Here is a 19330-nt window from a genome sequence, read left to right on the forward strand (position 1 = left end):
TCAGAGGGCGCCGCCGGCGCGCCGGTGCACGTACCAGCCCGTCGCCGTGAGGGCCGCCGCCAGCGCGGCCACCGTCAGGACGGTGACGCCGGTGGAGGCGAGACTGCCGGAGGAACCGGCGGCCGACGCTCCGGTGCCGCCACCGGAACCGCTGCCGCTGCCGGTGCCGCCCGTCGTACCGGTACCGCCGTCCGTGCCGCCGCCACCGGTGCCGCCCCCGGTACCACCACCGTTCCCGCCGTCGGTGTCCACCGGGTCCTGGCCGACGAACGCGACAGGCACCTTGACGTCCTGGGAGCGGTCGCCGGAGAGGGTGTGGTCGGCGCGGGTGGCCAGGACGCAGGTGGCCTTGAAGCAGTCGGTGTACTCGTCCTTGGCGTCCACCGTCAGCTCGACCTCGAAGGTGCCGCCCTTGCCGTACGGGATCGCCAACTCCTCGCCGTAGTCCGGCGGGTTGGAGGAGATCCACGCCGACGAGTGCGAGGTACCGGACATGTCGACGCCGCCGATGCACGGGGTGGGCAGTTCGCCCGCGCCGTTGTCGACGCACAGGGCGACGTAGACGCCCTTCTTAGTGTCGTAGCCGGAGCCGGTGATCTTGAGGGTCTGGTCCTCGGTGGAGAGGTGGTTGACCGGGGTGACGGTGAGCTTCTGCCCCTCCGGACCGGTCACGGTCTTCGTGCCGGACGGCTCGGTGTTCTCGCCGCCGTCGCCGCCCCCGGGCCCGCCGCCCCCGGCCTCCTTGACGGTCAGGGTGATCGGGGAGGTGCGGGTGGTACCGGCGGTGTTCTTGAACTCGGCGCGGTACCGGTAGCCGTTCTGCCCCGACTGCGCCGTGAAGGAGTAGGAGGTGCGCGTCGCACCCTCGATCGCGGACCAGGTCTGGCCGCCGTCGGTGCTGACCTGCCAGCGCACGGTCGGTTCCGGGGTGCCCTCGGCCGCCGCCACGAAGGTGGCCTTGTCGCCCGGCGCCACGGTCTGGTCGGTCGGGGACTGGGTGACCTTCGGCGAGACACGGCGGTCGAAGCGGAGGACCGAACTCTCCGCCTGGTGAGTCAGATAGACGGAACCGGCGCCCGGGGTCACGGCCACGCCGCCGAAGCCGCCCGCGAGGCTGCCGGGCAGGGCGACGGGCACAGCCGCCTGCTCGAAGGCGGTGCTGTCGTACACCTCCAGGACGCCGTTGTTGTCCGCGCCGTCCTCCGCGCTGCCGTAATCCTCACGGAGGACGAAGGCCTCGCCCGTGGTCTTGTCGAAGGCGACCGCGGTGGGCCTGTCCTTGCCCTTGAGGGTCGTCAGGAGCTTGGCGTCCTTGTCGAAGACGAGCACCGAAGAGCCCGTCCCCACCCAGACGTTGCCGGTCTCGGGTTCCACCTCGACGAAGGCGAGGATCTCCGTGGGCAGGGCCGCCTCGGCGGTCACGGTGAGGGACCCGGCGTCGATACGGCGGAGCTTGCCGCCGGTGGCCTCGGCGGACCAGAGGGTCTTGCGGGCGGTGTCGGCCGCGAGGTCGCCGCCGCCGTCGAGGGTGACCGTCCGCCTGACGGCCCCGGTCGCGGTCTCCACCTCGGACAGGGCGGCGCCCTGGGAGATCAGGACGGTGTCCGCACCGGTGCCCGGAGCGGCCCCGGTGACCGCGCCGCCGGGCGGCCAGACGCCCTTCGCCGCCGTGTCGCCGTCCTTGGCGGTGCCGATGCCGCGCACCGGGTACTGGAAGACGACCCCGTCACCGGCGAGCGGGGCGATGATCCGCTGCACCGCGCGGGGCTGCATCGTGCCGGTGGAGCCGGGGGCCTTGGCGACATGGCTGAGCAGCTTGCCGTCCCCGGGGTCCAGGACGTAGAGGCCGGCCTCGTTGACGTCCGCGGTGTCGGGGATGTTGTCGGAGCCGACGTACAGCTTCCCGGAGTCGGGGTGCAGCAGCAGGGCGTTGGGCCGGCCGACGGTGGTGATCTCGGCGGAGCGCGCGTAACCGACGGTGCCGGCCGGGACGTCCACGCCGCCGCTGTCGCCACCGGGGTCCTGCCCCTGGAAGGTGATCGGGATCCGGACGTCCTGGGAGCGGTCGCCGGCGGCCCGGTGATCGACGCGGGTGACGACCGAGCAGCGGACCTGGGCGCAGTCGAGCCCGCCGTCCTTGGCCGCGGCCTCGATCTCGACGTCGAAGGTGCCGCCGTCGCCGAAGGTCTCGGTGAGCGGGCCCTCGTTGGCATCGCCCTCGGGGACGATCCACTTAGAGGCGCCGCTGCCGCCGCTCTGGTCGGCGCCGCCCAGGCAGGGGGTGGGGATGCGGTTGTCGCCGTTGTCCTTGCACACGGCGACGTAGATGCCCTTGGCGGTGCCGTAGCCGGAGCCGGTGACGCGCAGGGTCTCGCCGTCCGGGTCGAGGTTCGCGGAGGCGGAGACGGTGAGCTTCTGGCCGTTCTTGCCGAGGCCCGTTCTCGGGGTGTCGGCGGCCTGCGCGGCGGTGCCGGCGCCCACGGCGACCGAGGCGGCCACCAGGGCGACGACGCCGAGCAGCGCCGCCGGGCGTCTGTGATGCATGAGCGGTTCCTCACATGGTCGGGTGGGCCCGTACGCGCCGAGGGCCGGGCCCCGGAGTGCCCCGCGGCCCGGCCTGGCGGTGCGTCAGTCAGCCGTCACTGGAAGGTGACCGGGACGTGGACGTCGTACTTGCGGTCGCCGCTGTCGAAGTGGTCGGCGCGGGTGACGACGGCACAGGTGACGTCCTCACCACAGACCTGGCCGTTGTCGAGGGTGGCCTTGACGAAGATGTTCACGTTGAACGTGCCGCCGGTGCCGAACTTGGAGCTGTTGGCGAACATGCCGCCGAAGGTGTTGTTCACCCAGTGCGAGGCGCCGGTGGAGCCGCTCTCGTCCTGGCCGCCCAGACAGGGGGTCGGCTTGGCGGCCCCCGGAGCGCCCGAGACCACGCACAGGCCTACGTAGATGCCCTGGCCCGGGTTGAAGCCGGAGCCGGTGACGTTGATGACCTGGCCGGCCGCCGAGGCCGTGTTCGGGGCGGTGACCGACAGGTTGTACGTGGTGCCGCCGTCGGTGATCGTGCGGGTCGAGGTGGCGGCGGAGGCCGAGCCGGCCAGGCCCAGGGTGAGGGCGGCGGATGCGGCGACGGCCACGCCGGCACGGGCGGCGGTACGGGCGGAGAAGGCGGATCTCATGGGGGTACGAGCCCTTTCTCGTCGGTCGACCTCGTTGGTCGACAGCGAGCAAAGATTAGGTAAGGCTTGCCTAACTAATCAAGGGTCAGTTCGCGGCACGCACCGTGAACTGCGCTACAACGGCGCCCCGTTGGCCGGTCACGGCGGACAACTCGACCGCGTGCTCGCCCTCGACGGCCGTGGCGTACACCGGGAAGGCCCGGGCGACCCGACCCTCCTCGTCGGCCACCGTCTGGTACCGGGTGTCGCCGTCGATCGCGACGAGCACGACGGCACCGGGCTCGAAACCCTCTCCGGTGACCCGCTGTTCCTCGCCGGGGGCGAGTGAGGAGCGCGCGACGGAGGCCACAGGGGCGCTCAAGGGCTCCCTCTCAGGTTCGGGCGCGGGCGCACCCGGGGCAGTAGGGGTCGGCGACGGTACGTCACCGGAAGGGCCGCCCCCGGCTCCGGTACCGGCCGTCACATCCAGCACCCCCAACGCGTCCCCCGACGCGAACGGCTCCCCGCTCCACTCGGACAGCAGCCCCGCCCCCTCGTCCGTGAGGGACGCCCGCAGCCCGGTCCAGGTCATCCCGCCCGCGCGTACGGCGGGTTCGGCGCCGCCCGCCGCGAACTCGGCCAGCGTCACCTCCTGGGCGCGGCCGTCGGTCACGGCCCGGGCGTGCAGCGCACCACCGCCCCCGCCGCCGGTCAACTCCAGCCGCAGGCCGCCCAGGACGAGCGGGTCGCCCGGGCCGGTGGACCGTTCGAGACGGGCGGTGCCGCCCAACTCGACGTCCGCCGCACCGGTTTCGGGATCCGCGCCGCCTCCCGTCGCCGGGAACCAGGACCGGTCGGCCGCCCCCTGTACGGCCGGCCGGTCCGTGGTCAGCGCGATGCCTCTGCCGGTGGGGCCGGGCACGGCCGTGCTCCAGCTCGCGTACCCTCCGGACACCTCGCGCGGAAGGGCCTCCCCCTCCTGCGCCGCAGCCGCGCCCGGCGACAGCACCGCGAACAGGGCGGTGCCGACGGCCAGGGCGACGGCGCCGGGTCTTTTCGCCATCTTCGTTTCCCCTTCCGGAACATGCCGCGTCTGGACGGCAGTCGAGTCAGCTCACGTCCGCGCGCCCGGCGGTCCGGCGCCCGCGCGCCCAGAACCAGGTACCGGTGCCGGCGGCGACCAGCCCGGCGGCGGTGAGCCCGAGCGGCAGCGCGGCGGAGCCGGTACTGGCCAGCGGGCCGCCGGAGTCCTTGCCGCCACCGCCGTCGGAACGCACCACGCCGCCCCCGCCGGTGGTGCTCGCCCCGGCCGTGGCGCTCGGCGTGGCCGACGCACCGCCATCTCCGAACGAACCGCCGCCGAAGGTCACCGGCACCCGGACCGTCTGGCTCTGGTCGCCACCGCGCGTGTGGTCATTACGCGTGATGACGGCGCAGGTCACGCCGGTCTTCGTGCAGTCGGTGTTGGCGTCCTTGGCGCGCACCTTGAGCCTCACACTGAAGGTGCCGTCATGCCCGCTGCCGCCGTACGGCTTCGCCAGCCCGTCCCCGTACGAGGGCGGGTCGGAGGAGATCCAGGCCGAGGCACCGGACTCGCCGGACATGTCGACGCCGCCGACACAGGGCGTGGGGGTCTTGCCCGGCCCGTTGTCCACGCAGAAGGCGACGTAGATGCCCTTCTCCGTGTTGTAGCCGGAGCCGGTGACGGTCACCGTCTCGCCCGCCGATTTCAGGCCGGAGGACTTGGAGACGGTGAGTTTCTGCCCTTCGGGACCGGTCGCCGAACCACCGGCGGCAACGGCCGGAGCGGCCCCCGGGACGAGCAGGGCAGCGACGGCCGCCACGATCCCCCAAGCTCCTCGATATCGGGCAACTCCCTTGCGGCGCAGGTCAGTTGACGATGGCACGAAACACCCCCACCAACGTTTATTAAGGTGAGCCTAACCTAAACTAACCGTCAGTTGTGCGTCGCGAGAGAGGAAAAGTGGAGCCATGCTCAACTCAGCGAGATGCCGTCCCCCCGCCCGCAGGCGCGCCCTCGCCGCACTCGCCCTCACCCTCGGACTGCTGACCGGCGCCTGCGGCTCGGAAGGGGGATCGTCGTCCTCCGGCGGCTCGGACGCCCCACCGGCATCGGCGAACGCCCGTGCCACGGCGGCCGAGAAGCAGCTCGCGAAGAACACGATCGTGCCCCTGAAGGGCAAGACACCCACCCCGAAGCTGCCGGCGACCGTGAACTCCTCCGACGGCCGGAAGGTCACCGTCGAGGACGCCTCCCGCATCCTGCCGCTCAACGGCGGCGTGGCGGAGATCGTGTTCTCGCTGGGGCTGGGCGACCGCGTCGTCGGCCGCGACATCACCGCCACGTTCACCGAGGCGGAGAAGCTCCCCCAGGTCACCAAGGCGCACGACGTGAGCGCGGAGAGCGTGCTGTCCCTGCGGCCGACCGTGGTGCTCGCCGACACCGACACCGGCCCCGACGAGGCGCTCGACCAGATCCGGGACGCCGGCATCCCGGTCGTCGTCCTCGACCCGGCGACGAAGCTGTCCGACGTGACCACGCGCACGACCCGTATCGCCGAGGCCCTCGGCGTCCCGGACGCGGGCAAGGCGCTCAACACGCGGATGAGCGACGAACTCGCCGCCGCCCGGGACGCCGTGCCCGAGGGCAGCAGGCCGAAGGTCGCGTTCCTCTATCTGCGCGGCAGCGCGGCCGTCTATCTGATCGGCGGCAAGGGCTCCGGCGCCGACTCCCTGATCGAGGCCGCGGGCGCGGTGGACGCGGGCACCGCCGCCGGCCTGGACAAGCCGTTCACCCCGATCACCACCGAGGCCCTCGCGCAGGCTCAGCCGGACGTCATCCTGATGATGTCGAAGGGCCTGGAGTCCGTCGGCGGCATCGACGGACTCGTCAAGATCCCCGGCATCGCCCAGACCCCCGCCGGGATGAACCGCCGCGTCGTCGACGTGGAGGACGGCGTCCTGCTCGGCTACGGCCCGCGCACGCCGCTGGTCATCGACATCCTGGTGGACCGCATCCACGGCGACTGAACGCAGCGGGCGGACCTACGGGAAGGTGTAGGCCTCCACCTCGGCGAGATACCGTGCCCGCAGCTCCTCGTCGTCCTCCAGGAAGGACGCGAGGAAGGAGTTGCGGGCAAGCTCCCGCAGCCGCTCCTCGCTCAGACCGAGGGTGGCGCGCACGGCGTCGAAGTTCTCGCCGGCGTAGCCGCCGAAGTAGGCCGGGTCGTCCGAGTTCACCGTGCACATGAGGCCGGCGTCCAGCATCGCGGGAAGGGGGTGGTCGGCGAGGGTGTCGACGGTCCGCAGCCGGACGTTCGACAGCGGGCACAGCGTCAGCGGCACCCGGTCCCGGACCAGCCGCTCCACCAGCGCCGGGTCCTCCACACAGCGCAGCCCGTGGTCGACCCGCTCCACGCCGAGGATGTCCAGCGCCTCGGTGATGTACTCCGGCGGCCCCTCCTCACCGGCGTGCGCGACCCGCCGCAGCCCGAGCGCGGCGGCGGCCTCGTAGACCTCGCGGAACTTCACCGGCGGGTGCCCGACCTCGGCCGAGTCGAGGCCGACGCCGGTGATCCGGTCCAGGTACGGCTTGGCCGCGTCCAGGGTCGCCAGGGCCGACTCGGCGGACTCGTCACGCAGGAAGCACAGGATCAGCCGGGTCGAGACACCGTAATTCGCCTCGCTGCTGCCCAGCGCCCGCCACAGCCCCTCGACGACCGTGCCGATCTCCAGCCCCCGGCTGGTGTGGGCCTGCGGGTCGAAGAAGATCTCCGCGTGCCGCACACCCTGGGCGGCGGCGCGGGCGAGGTACTCATTGGCCAGGTCCTCGAAGTCGCGCTCGGTGCGCAGGACGGCCATGAGTTCGTAGTACAGGTTCAGGAAGGACTGCAGATCCTCGAACCGGTACGCCTCGCGCAGCTCGTCCGTGTCGGCGTACGGCAGCGTGACGCCGTTGCGCGCGGCGAGCTCGAAGGCGAGTTCCGGTTCCAGGGTGCCTTCGATGTGAAGGTGCAGTTCGGCTTTGGGGAGGGACATCAATTCATCGTACGGCTGATTCACCGACGCTTCGGAACCGGCACTCTCAGTAGATCGTGCGCCACGGTCAGCTCACCCTCATACCCGGCGGCCCGCGCCTGCCGCTCGAACTCGTCCGGGCCGTTGTAACGCTGACTGAAGTGAGTCAGCACCAGATGCCGCACCCCACCGGCCCGGGCCACCCGCGCGGCCTGCCCCGCCGTCAGATGCCCGTGCTCCACGGCGAGTTGCTCGTCCTCATCAAGGAAAGTCGACTCGATGACGAGCATGTCGCAGCCCTCGGCGAGCGCGTACACCCCGTCGCACAGCCGGGTGTCCATGACGAACGCGAACCGCTGCCCGCGCCGCACCTCGCTCACGTCGTCGAGAGGAACCCCGCCGAGCGAGCCCTCCCGCTGGATGCGGCCGACGTCCGGCCCCTTGATCCCGTGCGCGGCGAGCCGCTCGGGCAGCATGCGGCGGCCGTCGGGCTCGACGATCCGGTAGCCGTACGACTCCACCGGGTGCGACAGCTTCCGGGCGTCCAGCGTGTAGGTGCCCGTACGGGCGAGGGGCCCGTCGGCGGAGACGGGCGACTGGGTGATGTCGACGGTCTCGCGGTAGGCGGTGGCGTACCGGAGGCGGTCGAAGAAGCGCTGCCCGGAGCGGGGGTAGTGCGCGGTGATCTCGTGCGGCACCTTGTCGAGGTTGATGCGCTGGATGACGCCGGCGAGGCCGAGGCTGTGGTCACCGTGGAAGTGCGTGACGCAGATCCGGTTCAGGTCGTGCGCGGCGACCCCGGCCCGCAGCATCTGCCGCTGCGTGCCCTCGCCGGGGTCGAACAGGATGCCCTCGCCGTCCCAGCGCAGCAGGTAGCCGTTGTGGTTGCGGTGCCGGGTCGGCACCTGGCTGGCGGTGCCGAGAACCACGAGTTCACGTACGGACAAGGGGGACTACCCGGGGGGCCATTCGAGGCCGCGGCCGCCGAGCACGTGGCCGTGCACGTGCCAGACGGTCTGACCGGCGCCGCTGCCCGTGTTGAAGACGAGACGGTGGCTGTCGAGCTTCTCCTCGTCGGCGACGGACTGGGCCTCGCGGATGATGTCCGCGGTGAGGGCGGGGTCGGCGGCGGCGAGGGCGGCGGCGTTCTCGTAGTGCGCCTTGGGGATGATCAGGACGTGGGTGGGGGCCTGGGGGTTGATGTCGCGGAACGCGACGGTGGTGTCTGTCTGGCGGACGATGGTCGCCGGGATGGTACCGGCGACGATCTTGCAGAACAGGCAGTCTTCCTGGGGCTCCCCTGCCATGTCTCCTCCGAGGGTTGGCCGAATGTGGGTCCGACTTGGGCATCGTATCGTCGGCGGGTGCGGGTGCGTTGTGGCTGGTCGCGCAGTTCCCCGCGCCCCTAAAGGGTTGGCACAGCCGGGGGCGTTTTTGCGGGACTGGCCTCCAGCGCTTCCAGTGCCAGTCGGATGGCCTCGTCCAGTTGGGTGTCTCTGTCCGCCACGTAATCCTGGGGGCGCTGGACGATCTCCACATCCGGGTCCACACCATGATTCTCGACGCCCCACTCATAGCCCTCAAGCCAGAAGGCGTACTTGGGTTGGGTGACGAGGGTGCCGTCGACGAGGCGGTAGCGGCTGTCGATGCCGATGACGCCGCCCCAGGTGCGGGTGCCGACCACCGGGCCCAGGCCCAGGGCCTTGATCGCGGCGTTGACGATGTCGCCGTCGGAGCCGGAGAACTCGTTGGCCACGGCCACGACGGGGCCGCGGGGGGCGTCCTCGGGGTAGCTGTAGGGGCGCATGCCACGCGGAACCGCCCAGCCGACGATGCGCCGCGCGAGTTTCTCGATGACCAGCTGGGAGGTGTGGCCGCCGCGGTTCTCGCGGACGTCGACGACCAGGCCCTCGCGGGCGACCTCGACGCGCAGGTCACGGTGGATCTGGGCCCAGCCGGGCGCCTGCATGTCCGGGACGTGCAGATAGCCGAGGCGGCCGCCGGACTTCTCGTGGACGTAGGCGCGCCGGTCGGCGACCCAGGCGTGGTAGCGCAGCGGCTCCTCGTCCGCGACCGGGACGACGACGGCGTGCCGGGGGTCGCCGCCGCCGGACGGGGAGATGGTCAGCTCCACCGGCTTGCCCGCCGTGCCGATCAGCAGCGGGCCGGGCCCGGCGACGGGGTCGACCGGCTGTCCCGCGATCGCGAGAATCGCGTCCCCGGGGCGTACGGCGACACCGGGTGCTGCGAGCGGGCTGCGGGCGTCCGGGTCGGAGGTCTCCGAGGGCAGGATGCGGTCGACGCGCCAACTGCCGTCCTCGTGGCGGGAGATGTCCGCGCCGAGCAGGCCCTGACGGGCGCCGCGGCCGTAGCCGCCGCGCGGGGTGACGTAGGCGTGCGAGGTGCCGAGTTCGCCCTGCACCTCCCACAGCAGGTCCACGAGATCGTCATGGGTGGCGCACCGCTCCACGACCGGGCGGTAGCGGTCGAGGACGCCGGACCAGTCGACGCCGCTCATGTCGGGCCGCCAGAAGTGGTCCCGCATGATGCGGCCGTTCTCTTCGAACATCTGCCGCCACTCGGCGGCCGGGTCGACGAACTGGCGTACGCGGCCGAGGTCGACGGTGATGTTGGAGTCGCTGTCGTCGTCGTTCGAGGCGCGCCGGTCGCTGGGGACGACCTTGAGCCGCCCGTCGGTCCACAGCAGCACCCGCTTGCCGTCGCCGCTGACCTCGAAGTGGTCGGCGTCGACCGCGAGATGCTCGACCCGCTGCTGGGCGAGGTCGTAGCGCTCCAGCTCGGACTTGGGCTCGGGATCGTCGGGGGTGGCCCGGGACGCGCCGAGCACTCCGGAGACGGGATGGCGCAGCCACAGGACGCCGTCCTTCGCGGCCCGCAGGTTGGAGTAGCGGGCGGCCTCGACCGGGAAGGGCACGATGCGGTCGGCGAGGCCCTCGATGTCGATGCGGGTGGTGGGGGTGCCCTCGCTGTCGGGGGTCTCCTCCCGGTCGGGCGTCTCGAAGGACCGGCCGTGCCGCTGCGGCCCGAACGGCGACGGCGTGGTAGCCGCGAGGGTGATGAGATGCGGCCTCGCCCCTTCCACGAACGCCAGGTCGAAGACATGCTCGTCGTAGACCGGGTCGAAGGAGCGGGTCGACAGGAACGCGAGGTGCTTGCCGTCCACGGTGAACGCGGGCGCGTAGTCCTGGAAGCGCAGCGGGGTGGCCTCGGTGACCGACAGGTCAGTGGTGTTGGCGAGCTTCAGCTGGCTCAGGGGCCGCGGCCCGGGATGGGACCAGGCGAGCCATCCGGAATCGGGCGAGAAGACGAGCCCCGACACATCACCGTCCTCGCTGCGGTCCACCTCCCGCACCTCGCCCGTCTCCCGCTCGACGAGCAGCAGCCGCCCGTCGTGCGAGGCGACGGCCGCACGACTGCCGTCGGGCGCCATGGCGAGCTCCAGCACCCGGCCGAGCTGCCCGGCGGCGAGCCGGCGCGGCGTCGCCCCCGGGGCGAGTCCGGTGGCGGGCGCGAATTCCAGGGCGTCGTCGCCCTCGGCGTCCGTCACCCACACCACCCACTCCTCGCCGTCGGCGCGGAAGGCACGCGGCTGCCGGGCCCGCACGCCGGGCGTAGCGGCGAGGGCGCGGGCGGGGCCGGCGCGGTGGGTGACCCAGTGGACGGAGCCTCGTACGGAGACGGCACTGCCTCGCGCGGTGTGGTCCGGGGACGCGGACCCGAACGACCGGGAGGCGTGCAGCGGAAACGGCTGAAGATCGACGCGCTGCCCGCCCAGCCGCACGTCCAGCAGACGCGGCTCGGCCCCGTCCAGATCATCGAGCACCCACAGCTCACCGGCGCTGGAGTAGACGACCCGGGTGCCGTCGGTCGCGGCATGCCGGGCGTAGAAGCCGTCCAGTGGCGTGTGCCGCCGCAGATCGGCCCCGTCGGCGAGGGAGGAGTAGAGCGCCCCGGTGCCCTCGTGATCGGACAGGAAGGCGATGCGCTCGCCGGCCCACAGCGGATACTCGACGTTCCCGTCCAGCTCCTCGTGCAGCCGTACGAACTCCCCGTCCCCCTCCCGGTCGATCCACAGCTTCCCCGCGGTACCACCCCGGTACCGCTTCCACCAGGCGGCCTCGCGCCCCATCGGTGCGCTCAGCAAGACCACACTCGGCCCGTAGGCGACGTCACCGACGGGCCCGTACGGCAGGGTCGTGGCCGGACCGCCGTCGAGCGGGACGGCACGCGCCCAGGTGCGGCGCAGGCTCGCCTGCCCCTGGGTGCTGATGGCCAGGACCTCGCCCTCCGGCGTCCACCCGCGCACCTGGGTCTTCGAACTTCCCCAGTACGTCAGCCGCTTGGCGGGTCCGCCGTCGGCCGGGGCGATGTGCACCTCGGGAGCGCCGTCACGGGTGGAGGTCCACGCGACGGTGGTGCCGTCGGGCGAGATGCGGGGCTGGGTCACCGGCACGTTGTCGGCGCTGACCCGCCAGGCCCGGCCGCCGTCGAGAGGAGCGAGCCACACGTCGTCCTCGGCGGTGAAGGCGACCAGGTCGCCGTGCACGTGAGGGAACCGGAGGTAAGCAGGCGATGCGGACTGAGTCACCCGATCACCCTATGCAGGGACGGCGCCACGCGGACAGACTTCGGATCACTTGCCCTCGACAGGGCGGCAGTCCGGATAGCGCTCGCACCAGATGGTCTGTGTGACGGTCACGGTGACGGTGGGCCCGGGCTGCCCGTTCGTGGGCCCGCCCCCCACCGGCGACGGAGTGGCGTCACAGTTGCCGAGCCCGTCGACCTCGAACCACACCTTGCCGTCGACCTTGGCGGTGATCTTCCCGCGCACGCATTCGCCGTCCACGGCGTGGGTGACCCTGCCGGTGACGGTGATGTCCTTCCCGTCCTCGGTCTCCCCCTCACAGTCGACGGTCGCGACGGTCTTCTCACGCGCCGAGGGCGAGGCGTTCCCACCCTTGCCGGAGTCCCCGTACGAAGCGGTACAGGTCAGCCAACGCACGCCCGCCTTCTGCCGGTTGAGCTCCTTGGTGACGGTTTCGTCGGTGGTATAGGCGACAGCGGCCGAGCTGACCCCACCGCCGGGTTCACAGGCGACAGCACCACCCACGCCGACCACCGCGAACACCGCCACGGCCGCGACCCTTTTCAATGCCCCCATGAAGGGCAGCCTCCCACCGAAGCGGGCGGGACGGTAGAGCGCAACTGGCCACCAGGGCGTCGCTGCCGGGGCCGGGTGGGCCCGCAACCCGGCGGAACGGGGTCCCGCTGCGCCCACCCGTGCCGCCCCCAGCGGCACGCATGCCCGCAGCTGAGCGAACCCGCACCCGCCGGCTCACGGAAGGGGCCGTGTCGGGGGGTGTCCGCCCGCAGCGGTTGTCGCGTCAACGGACAGTCAGTCGGTGTGGCTCCCCATCGCGACGTTCCGAGGACGGCCACCCCCCGGCGCGGCCCCGACCCACCACCACCGCGTAGGCGCGACGCGCACCCCCACCAAGGCCGCACAGGCCGCCGCAGGCACCCCGCCCACCCGAGTGGTCCCCCACGCCACACCCGCGCCCCCTATGCGTAATTTGTCTGATTAGCGCGTATCGTCGCACCATGCCCACGCCATACGGATCCCGCGGCGGCATGGCGTTCGGCGTGGAGGAGCTGCGTGTGCTCCGCCGCGCTCTCGCCCTCGCCCTCCACCCCACCTCCGCCTCGTCCGACGACGTCCAGGACTGCCTCCGCCTAGCAGAGTCGCTGGACGAGGCGACGCGGGAGGGGGCCAGGCTGCGTGCCTTCCTCGTGGCCGATCTCGGCCGGTACCGCGCCGCCCTGCCCGGCACCGCCGCCGGCTATCTCACCCTCCTGGACGAGGCCCTGGGCGCCGGATACCGCCCCCACCCGCACGACCTCACGGCCCTCCGCGCCCTGCGCGGCAACCCCACCGCCGCCACCCTCCTGGACCGCTGCCGCCGCCTCGCCGAGCAGCGCGTACGCACCCACGCGCAGCAGCACCCCCACACCCCCCACCCGGCCACCCGAGCGACCCCCGCCGCCCCCGCCCCCGCCTCGACCCCCACTCCCACCCCCACCGTCCCAGCGGCCCGCACCCGCCTCCTGGCCCTCCCGGGAGGCCTCTCCGCGACCCCGGACTGCGCGGACTCCCCAGGCTCCGCCAAGGACACCCCCGGAAAGGACCCCGCGAAGAAGCCCGCCCGCAAGCCCCCGGCCCCGAAACCCGCCCCCAAGCCCGCCCCGGCCCCGACCCCACCCCCCACCCCGGGCACCCCGAAGCCCAGCCGTCGCCCGATCCCCACCCCGGGCGAGGTCTTCCCGCGCCGCAAGCCCACCCCGCCGCCCCCCGCGAACCCCCAGCAGCTCGCCGCCGGCTGACGTGGCTACCCTGGATCCATGGACTATGTCTCCGCGCTTCTGCCCCCGGCCGTCATGGCCGTCTTCTTCATCGGCGTGATCCGGGTGATCGTGAAGACACAGGGCGGCGCCAACAAGGCCAAGGAGGACGCGGCCGTGGACGCCGCCCTCGCGCGCGTGGAGGGCGCCCACCAGTCCTCCGCGAGCACCCCGAAGGCCTGACCACACCTTCACCCCCTTCACCCCGCCCGGCGTACGACTCGGCGAGGCCCGCCCACCGCGAGGCCCCCACTTCGAGTCGTACGCCCTTTTTGTTCCTGTTCGCCGCTGAAGCGCACGTCCGCCACGCCATTCCCGAGATCTCCCACTATTGTTCTGAGCTGTGCCTCGCCCATTGGGAGAACTCGAAGACGCGGTCATGTCGCGGGTGTGGAAGTGGAACCGCCCGGTGACCGTTCGGGAAGTCCTGGAAGATCTTCAGAAGGAGCGGTCCATCGCCTACACCACGGTGATGACCGTTTTGGACAATCTCCATCAGAAGGGCTGGGTGCGCCGCGAGGCGGAAGGCCGTGCCTATCGATATGAGGCGGTCTCCACACGCGCCGCCTACGCCGCCGCCCTGATGAACGACGCCTGGTCGCAGAGTGACAACCCCGCAGCCGCTCTCGTCGCCTTCTTCGGCATGATGAGCGAGGAACAGCGACACGCTCTCCGCGATGCCGTACGCATCGTCCAGGTCCCGGAAACCCTGGAACCGACCGAAGCGTCTGATTCGACCGAACCGGCTGAACCCACTGAACCGCCGCAACCGCAACCCGCAGAACCGCCACAACCCGCAGAACCCCGAGAAGCCACTCCCGAGAACCCCGCCTCCGCTCAGGACCACGGCGGGCGATAGCGTCCGCCCATGTCCGCGAAGAGCCCCGAAGCCACCGCAAAAGCCATCACCGTCCGACGGGCCCGCACCAGCGATGTCCCGGCGGTGCGCCGTCTCCTTGACGCCTACGTCCGCGGCGGCATCCTGCTCGACAAAGCAACGGTGACGCTTTACGAGGACATCCAGGAGTTCTGGGTCGCGGAACGGGACGACAACGCGGAGGTCGTCGGCTGCGGCGCCCTGCACGTGATGTGGGAAGACCTCGCGGAAGTCCGCACTCTCGCGGTGAAGCGGGGCCTGAAGGGCGCGGGCGTCGGACACCAAGTGCTGGAGAAGTTGCTGCACACCGCCCGCTGGCTCGGCGTTCGCCGCGTTTTCTGTCTGACCTTCGAAGTCGACTTCTTCGTCAAGCACGGCTTCGTGGAGATCGGCGAGACGCCGGTCGACACGGATGTCTACGCGGAGCTGCTGCGTTCCTATGACGAGGGTGTCGCGGAGTTCCTCGGTCTCGAACGAGTGAAACCGAACACCTTGGGCAACAGCCGGATGCTTCTGCATCTGTGATCGTCAGCGATTGGGGATCGACACCTGCCCCGGTGCCCTATGTCCGAAACGCGTACGTTTCCGGACGGAGCCAGGGCTCCCGGTCTCTGCCGAGGGTTTGTGTTTTTCCGGCAAAAGCGGTTTGCTTTCCGACGTACTGCAGTACTGCATATAACAGGGGACGGCGATACGGCGGACGCCGGCACACTCCCCGGCCCTGAAGATATCGATGAAAGGAAATCCGGTGGCACAGAAGGTTCAGGTCCTTCTTGTCGACGACCTCGACGGTGGCGAGGCGGACGAGACCGTGACGTTTGCGCTGGACGGCAAGACGTACGAGATCGATCTCACCACCGCCAATGCGGACAAGCTCCGTGGCCTTCTCGAGGCTTACGTGAAGGGCGGTCGTCGTACCGGAGGCCGTGCTTCGGGCGGGCGCGGAAAGGCGCGCGCGGCTTCGAGCGGCAGCCAGGACACCGCGGCCATCCGCGCCTGGGCGAAGGAGAACGGCTACGAGGTCAACGACCGCGGCCGTGTCCCCGCGACCATCCGCGAGGCCTACGAGAAGGCCAACGGCTGAACAGCGGCACTACTGACCTTGCGCACGCAAGGCCGGCGGCTGGGCGCACGCGCGTCGCAGCCGGACCCGGTGGCAGTGCGTGGCCACCGTGTCCACCAGCCGTACGAGATCGGGGGCGCCCCCACCACCCCCCAAGGCCGACAGCGTCGGCAGCGAGGCCTCGACCTCGCACCCCGGCTCGGGGGGCCGCAGCCACACGGCGGCCCCCTGGGAACCGACCGGGCCCAGGGCGAGCGGACCGGTGATGGCCGCCCCAGGAGACACCAGCGAGGCCCTCTGGCCGGGCGGCAGCACGTTCTCACGGGATGATGGCCCGTCCGCCCCGCAGGGCGGCAACGCATCCGCCGCACGCGGCAACGCATCCGCCGCACGCGGCAGCACCTCGCCCACCCCGACCGGCACGGGCGCCTCGATGCAGCCCCCCGCCCCGATCGCGACCAGATCGAGCGCCAGCGACCCCCACTCCAGCCACTCCAGCAGCCCGGGCAACTCCTCCGCGCTGCCCGCCGCCACCAGCAGCCGCACGCGGTCGCCCCGTACGGCCACAGGAGAGCCCGGCCCCAGACGCCGCAGCGCCGCGTAACCCGCCTCGGCCGGCACGTCCAGGACGTCGAAGCGAGCGCCCACCATCAGCCGCACCGGATCCCCGGGCACCGTCGGCCAGCCCAGGTCCCTCTCGTACCACCGCCGGACCGGACAGCTCTCGTCGAGCGGCCGGCGGGGGAGCGGGACGAGCGGGGACCCGGACGCGGTCACGGGGTGCGGGGCTCCGAACATGCCAAGCGCAACCGCCGGAAGGACGTGCGAGTTACGCTGGGTTTCTGAGCGAGCGCACAGAGTGGCGAAATGGGGGCGTGTGGTGGCTGCCGGGAGGCGCAAGGTTGTTCGCCCGTAGCGGAGGGAACCGGGGCACCCGGCATGGACATCCGGGCTCTACGGGTAAGACATCCCTAGTGGGAGGGGGCGACACGCAGGAAAGGCCGTCTCACGTTCGCCATCGGCGTACTGGCGATGGGGGTAACTGCCTGGCCTGCGGGAACATCGTCTCGCACCATCGGGTTGGAGCAGATGTCGGCGTTCGGGGTCAGGAGGCCATCGACGGTGTCGGCAGTTGGAATGAGCGGTCCCCGCTTGCGGGACTAAGCTGCGGAAGGACAGGGAGGGGAAGTTCCCCCCACTGCCTGACCGCTCTGAGGAGCGATTAACGATGTTCGAGAGGTTCACCGACCGCGCGCGGCGGGTTGTCGTCCTGGCTCAGGAAGAAGCCCGGATGCTCAACCACAACTACATCGGCACTGAGCACATCCTCCTGGGCCTGATCCACGAGGGTGAAGGTGTCGCCGCCAAGGCCCTTGAGAGCCTCGGGATTTCGCTCGAGGCGGTCCGCCAGCAGGTGGAGGAGATCATCGGCCAGGGCCAGCAGGCCCCGTCCGGCCACATCCCCTTCACCCCCCGTGCCAAGAAGGTCCTGGAGCTGTCGCTCCGCGAGGCCCTTCAGCTGGGCCACAACTACATCGGCACGGAGCACATCCTGCTCGGCCTGATCCGCGAGGGCGAGGGCGTCGCCGCCCAGGTCCTCGTCAAGCTGGGCGCAGATCTCAACCGGGTGCGGCAGCAGGTCATCCAGCTGCTCTCCGGTTACCAGGGCAAGGAGACCGCCGCCGCCGGCGGGCCTGCCGAGGGCACCCCCTCGACGTCCCTGGTCCTCGACCAGTTCGGCCGGAACCTCACCCAGGCCGCTCGTGAGTCCAAGCTCGACCCGGTCATCGGGCGCGAGAAGGAGATCGAGCGGGTCATGCAGGTGCTGTCCCGCCGTACGAAGAACAACCCGGTCCTGATCGGTGAGCCCGGCGTCGGCAAGACCGCCGTCGTCGAGGGCCTCGCCCAGGCCATCGTCAAGGGTGAGGTGCCCGAGACCCTCAAGGACAAGCACCTCTACACCCTCGACCTCGGCGCGCTGGTCGCCGGCTCCCGCTACCGCGGTGACTTCGAGGAGCGCCTGAAGAAGGTGCTCAAGGAGATCCGCACCCGCGGCGACATCATCCTGTTCATCGACGAGCTCCACACGCTGGTCGGTGCGGGTGCCGCCGAGGGCGCCATCGACGCGGCTTCCATCCTGAAGCCGATGCTGGCCCGCGGTGAGCTGCAGACCATCGGCGCCACCACGCTGGACGAGTACCGCAAGCACCTGGAGAAGGACGCGGCCCTCGAGCGCCGCTTCCAGCCCATCCAGGTCGCGGAGCCGTCCCTGCCGCACACGATCGAGATCCTCAAGGGTCTCCGTGACCGGTACGAGGCCCACCACCGGGTTTCGATCACCGACGAGGCGCTGGTCCAGGCCGCCACGCTGGCCGACCGCTACATCTCGGACCGCTTCCTGCCGGACAAGGCGATCGACCTGATCGACGAGGCCGGTTCCCGGATGCGTATCCGCCGGATGACCGCGCCGCCGGACCTGCGCGAGTTCGACGAGAAGATCGCCGGTGTCCGCCGGGACAAGGAGTCCGCGATCGACTCGCAGGACTTCGAGAAGGCCGCCTCCCTCCGCGACAAGGAGAAGCAGCTCCTGGCCGCCAAGGCCAAGCGGGAGAAGGAGTGGAAGGCCGGCGACATGGACGTCGTCGCCGAGGTCGACGGCGAGCTGATCGCCGAGGTCCTCGCGACCGCCACCGGCATCCCGGTCTTCAAGCTGACCGAGGAGGAGTCCTCGCGTCTGCTGCGCATGGAGGACGAGCTCCACAAGCGGGTCATCGGCCAGGTCGACGCCGTCAAGGCGCTGTCGAAGGCGATCCGCCGTACGCGTGCCGGTCTGAAGGACCCGAAGCGTCCCGGTGGCTCGTTCATCTTCGCCGGCCCGTCCGGTGTCGGTAAGACCGAGCTGTCCAAGGCGCTCGCCGAGTTCCTCTTCGGCGACGAGGACGCGCTGATCTCCCTCGACATGTCGGAGTTCAGCGAGAAGCACACGGTCTCGCGGCTCTTCGGTTCGCCCCCCGGCTACGTGGGCTACGAAGAGGGCGGCCAGCTGACCGAGAAGGTCCGCCGCAAGCCGTTCTCCGTGGTCCTCTTCGACGAGGTCGAGAAGGCCCACCCGGACATCTTCAACTCGCTGCTGCAGATCCTGGAGGACGGTCGCCTGACCGACTCCCAGGGCCGGGTCGTGGACTTCAAGAACACGGTCATCATCATGACGACCAACCTCGGCACCCGGGACATCTCCAAGGGCTTCAACCTGGGCTTCGCGGCCTCGGGTGACACGAAGTCCAACTACGAGCGCATGAAGAACAAGGTCCAGGACGAGCTCAAGCAGCACTTCCGGCCCGAGTTCCTCAACCGCGTCGACGATGTGGTCGTCTTCCCGCAGCTCAGCCAGGACGACATCCTCAAGATCGTCGACCTGATGATCGGCAAGGTGGACGAGCGCCTGAAGGACCGGGACATGGGCATCGAGCTCTCCCAGTCCGCCAAGGAGCTGCTGTCCCAGAAGGGCTACGACCCGGTGCTGGGTGCGCGTCCGCTGCGTCGCACCATCCAGCGCGAGATCGAGGACTCGCTGTCGGAGAAGATCCTCTTCGGCGAGCTGCGCCCCGGTCACATCGTGGTCGTCGACACGGAGGGCGAGGGCGACTCCAAGACCTTCACCTTCCGGGGCGAGGAGAAGGCGGCACTGCCGGACGCCCCGCCGATCGAGCAGGCGGCCGGCGGAAGCGGGCCGAACCTGAGCAAGGACGCGTAAGCGTCACGGCTGAGTGAGAG

The 19330-nt window shown here is 71.0% G+C and carries 17 protein-coding genes; 7 read left to right on the top strand and 10 right to left on the bottom strand.

What is annotated here, in order from left to right; all coding sequences use genetic code 11:
- The 4 genes from ACWIF2_RS08925 to ACWIF2_RS08940 form a co-directional block, all read right to left on the bottom strand.
- Positions 1–2544, bottom strand: a complete 2544-nt coding sequence (locus tag ACWIF2_RS08925) for an immunoglobulin I-set domain protein (protein WP_454359440.1) — start codon at positions 2542–2544, stop codon at positions 1–3.
- Positions 2545–2639: 95 nt separating this feature from the next.
- Complete coding sequence (locus ACWIF2_RS08930) at positions 2640–3179, bottom strand: hypothetical protein (protein WP_454359441.1); 540 nt, start codon at positions 3177–3179, stop codon at positions 2640–2642.
- 85 nt (positions 3180–3264) lie between these two features.
- Entirely contained in the window at positions 3265–4221 is a 957-nt protein-coding gene (locus ACWIF2_RS08935) for an HtaA domain-containing protein (protein ID WP_454359442.1), read from the bottom strand.
- A gap of 46 nt (positions 4222–4267) precedes the next feature.
- Positions 4268–5002, bottom strand: coding sequence for a hypothetical protein (locus ACWIF2_RS08940; protein WP_454359443.1), 735 nt, complete (start codon positions 5000–5002; stop codon positions 4268–4270).
- A gap of 148 nt (positions 5003–5150) precedes the next feature.
- On the opposite strand from ACWIF2_RS08940, the gene ACWIF2_RS08945 reads away from it, so the two are divergent.
- Positions 5151–6209: a heme/hemin ABC transporter substrate-binding protein gene (locus ACWIF2_RS08945; RefSeq protein WP_454359444.1), complete on the top strand. Its 1059-nt coding sequence runs from the start codon at positions 5151–5153 to the stop codon at positions 6207–6209.
- Between the two features lie 15 nt (positions 6210–6224).
- Here the strand turns inward: ACWIF2_RS08945 and ACWIF2_RS08950 are convergent, their stop codons facing one another.
- The 5 genes from ACWIF2_RS08950 to ACWIF2_RS08970 form a co-directional block, all read right to left on the bottom strand.
- On the bottom strand, positions 6225–7217 hold the full coding sequence (locus ACWIF2_RS08950) for an adenosine deaminase (RefSeq protein WP_454359445.1): 993 nt from the start codon (positions 7215–7217) through the stop codon (positions 6225–6227).
- A gap of 20 nt (positions 7218–7237) precedes the next feature.
- Positions 7238–8143, bottom strand: a complete 906-nt coding sequence (locus ACWIF2_RS08955) for a ribonuclease Z (RefSeq protein WP_454359446.1) — start codon at positions 8141–8143, stop codon at positions 7238–7240.
- Between the two features lie 6 nt (positions 8144–8149).
- Complete coding sequence (locus ACWIF2_RS08960) at positions 8150–8503, bottom strand: histidine triad nucleotide-binding protein (protein ID WP_454359447.1); 354 nt, start codon at positions 8501–8503, stop codon at positions 8150–8152.
- Between the two features lie 98 nt (positions 8504–8601).
- Complete coding sequence (locus ACWIF2_RS08965; RefSeq protein ID WP_454359448.1) at positions 8602–11805, bottom strand: S41 family peptidase; 3204 nt, start codon at positions 11803–11805, stop codon at positions 8602–8604.
- Positions 11806–11850: 45 nt separating this feature from the next.
- Complete coding sequence (locus ACWIF2_RS08970; RefSeq protein WP_454359449.1) at positions 11851–12378, bottom strand: hypothetical protein; 528 nt, start codon at positions 12376–12378, stop codon at positions 11851–11853.
- A 470-nt stretch (positions 12379–12848) separates the two neighbouring features.
- On the opposite strand from ACWIF2_RS08970, the gene ACWIF2_RS08975 reads away from it, so the two are divergent.
- The 5 genes from ACWIF2_RS08975 (at position 12849) to ACWIF2_RS08995 (ending at position 15577) form a co-directional block, all read left to right on the top strand.
- The gene (locus tag ACWIF2_RS08975) at positions 12849–13598 is read left to right on the top strand and encodes a hypothetical protein (RefSeq protein WP_454359456.1); all 750 of its coding nucleotides are present in this window, start codon (positions 12849–12851) and stop codon (positions 13596–13598) included.
- 18 nt (positions 13599–13616) lie between these two features.
- Entirely contained in the window at positions 13617–13799 is a 183-nt protein-coding gene (locus ACWIF2_RS08980) for a hypothetical protein (RefSeq protein WP_454359450.1), read from the top strand.
- Between the two features lie 160 nt (positions 13800–13959).
- Entirely contained in the window at positions 13960–14475 is a 516-nt protein-coding gene (locus ACWIF2_RS08985; RefSeq protein WP_454359451.1) for a BlaI/MecI/CopY family transcriptional regulator, read from the top strand.
- Positions 14476–14484: 9 nt separating this feature from the next.
- Positions 14485–15018 carry an amino-acid N-acetyltransferase gene (locus tag ACWIF2_RS08990; protein ID WP_382490843.1) on the top strand — a complete coding sequence of 178 codons (534 nt, stop codon included), beginning with the start codon at positions 14485–14487 and terminating at the stop codon, positions 15016–15018.
- 223 nt (positions 15019–15241) lie between these two features.
- On the top strand, positions 15242–15577 hold the full coding sequence (locus ACWIF2_RS08995; RefSeq protein WP_184594809.1) for a histone-like nucleoid-structuring protein Lsr2: 336 nt from the start codon (positions 15242–15244) through the stop codon (positions 15575–15577).
- Between the two features lie 9 nt (positions 15578–15586).
- On the opposite strand, the gene ACWIF2_RS09000 is transcribed toward ACWIF2_RS08995, so the two are convergent.
- Complete coding sequence (locus tag ACWIF2_RS09000; protein ID WP_454359452.1) at positions 15587–16354, bottom strand: SCO3374 family protein; 768 nt, start codon at positions 16352–16354, stop codon at positions 15587–15589.
- Positions 16355–16784: 430 nt separating this feature from the next.
- On the opposite strand from ACWIF2_RS09000, the gene ACWIF2_RS09005 reads away from it, so the two are divergent.
- A complete protein-coding gene (locus tag ACWIF2_RS09005) occupies positions 16785–19310 on the top strand; it encodes an ATP-dependent Clp protease ATP-binding subunit (RefSeq protein WP_454359453.1) in 2526 nt (841 codons plus the stop codon).
- Positions 19311–19330 lie beyond the last annotated feature (20 nt).

This window comes from Streptomyces sp. NPDC055506 (assembly GCF_053643595.1).

What these genes read in the sequence shown, in the direction of transcription:
- ACWIF2_RS08970 (WP_454359449.1), bottom strand. Translation starts at nt 12,378, where the DNA reads ATGGGGGCATTGAAAAGGGTCGCGGCCGTGGCGGTGTTCGCGGTGGTC.
- ACWIF2_RS08990 (WP_382490843.1), top strand. Translation starts at nt 14,485, where the DNA reads ATGTCCGCGAAGAGCCCCGAAGCCACCGCAAAAGCCATCACCGTCCGA.
- ACWIF2_RS08935 (WP_454359442.1), bottom strand. Translation starts at nt 4,221, where the DNA reads ATGGCGAAAAGACCCGGCGCCGTCGCCCTGGCCGTCGGCACCGCCCTG.
- ACWIF2_RS08950 (WP_454359445.1), bottom strand. Translation starts at nt 7,217, where the DNA reads ATGTCCCTCCCCAAAGCCGAACTGCACCTTCACATCGAAGGCACCCTG.
- ACWIF2_RS09000 (WP_454359452.1), bottom strand. Translation starts at nt 16,354, where the DNA reads ATGTTCGGAGCCCCGCACCCCGTGACCGCGTCCGGGTCCCCGCTCGTC.
- ACWIF2_RS08945 (WP_454359444.1), top strand. Translation starts at nt 5,151, where the DNA reads ATGCTCAACTCAGCGAGATGCCGTCCCCCCGCCCGCAGGCGCGCCCTC.
- ACWIF2_RS09005 (WP_454359453.1), top strand. Translation starts at nt 16,785, where the DNA reads ATGTTCGAGAGGTTCACCGACCGCGCGCGGCGGGTTGTCGTCCTGGCT.
- ACWIF2_RS08975 (WP_454359456.1), top strand. Translation starts at nt 12,849, where the DNA reads ATGGCGTTCGGCGTGGAGGAGCTGCGTGTGCTCCGCCGCGCTCTCGCC.
- ACWIF2_RS08960 (WP_454359447.1), bottom strand. Translation starts at nt 8,503, where the DNA reads ATGGCAGGGGAGCCCCAGGAAGACTGCCTGTTCTGCAAGATCGTCGCC.
- ACWIF2_RS08980 (WP_454359450.1), top strand. Translation starts at nt 13,617, where the DNA reads ATGGACTATGTCTCCGCGCTTCTGCCCCCGGCCGTCATGGCCGTCTTC.
- ACWIF2_RS08930 (WP_454359441.1), bottom strand. Translation starts at nt 3,179, where the DNA reads ATGAGATCCGCCTTCTCCGCCCGTACCGCCGCCCGTGCCGGCGTGGCC.
- ACWIF2_RS08925 (WP_454359440.1), bottom strand. Translation starts at nt 2,544, where the DNA reads ATGCATCACAGACGCCCGGCGGCGCTGCTCGGCGTCGTCGCCCTGGTG.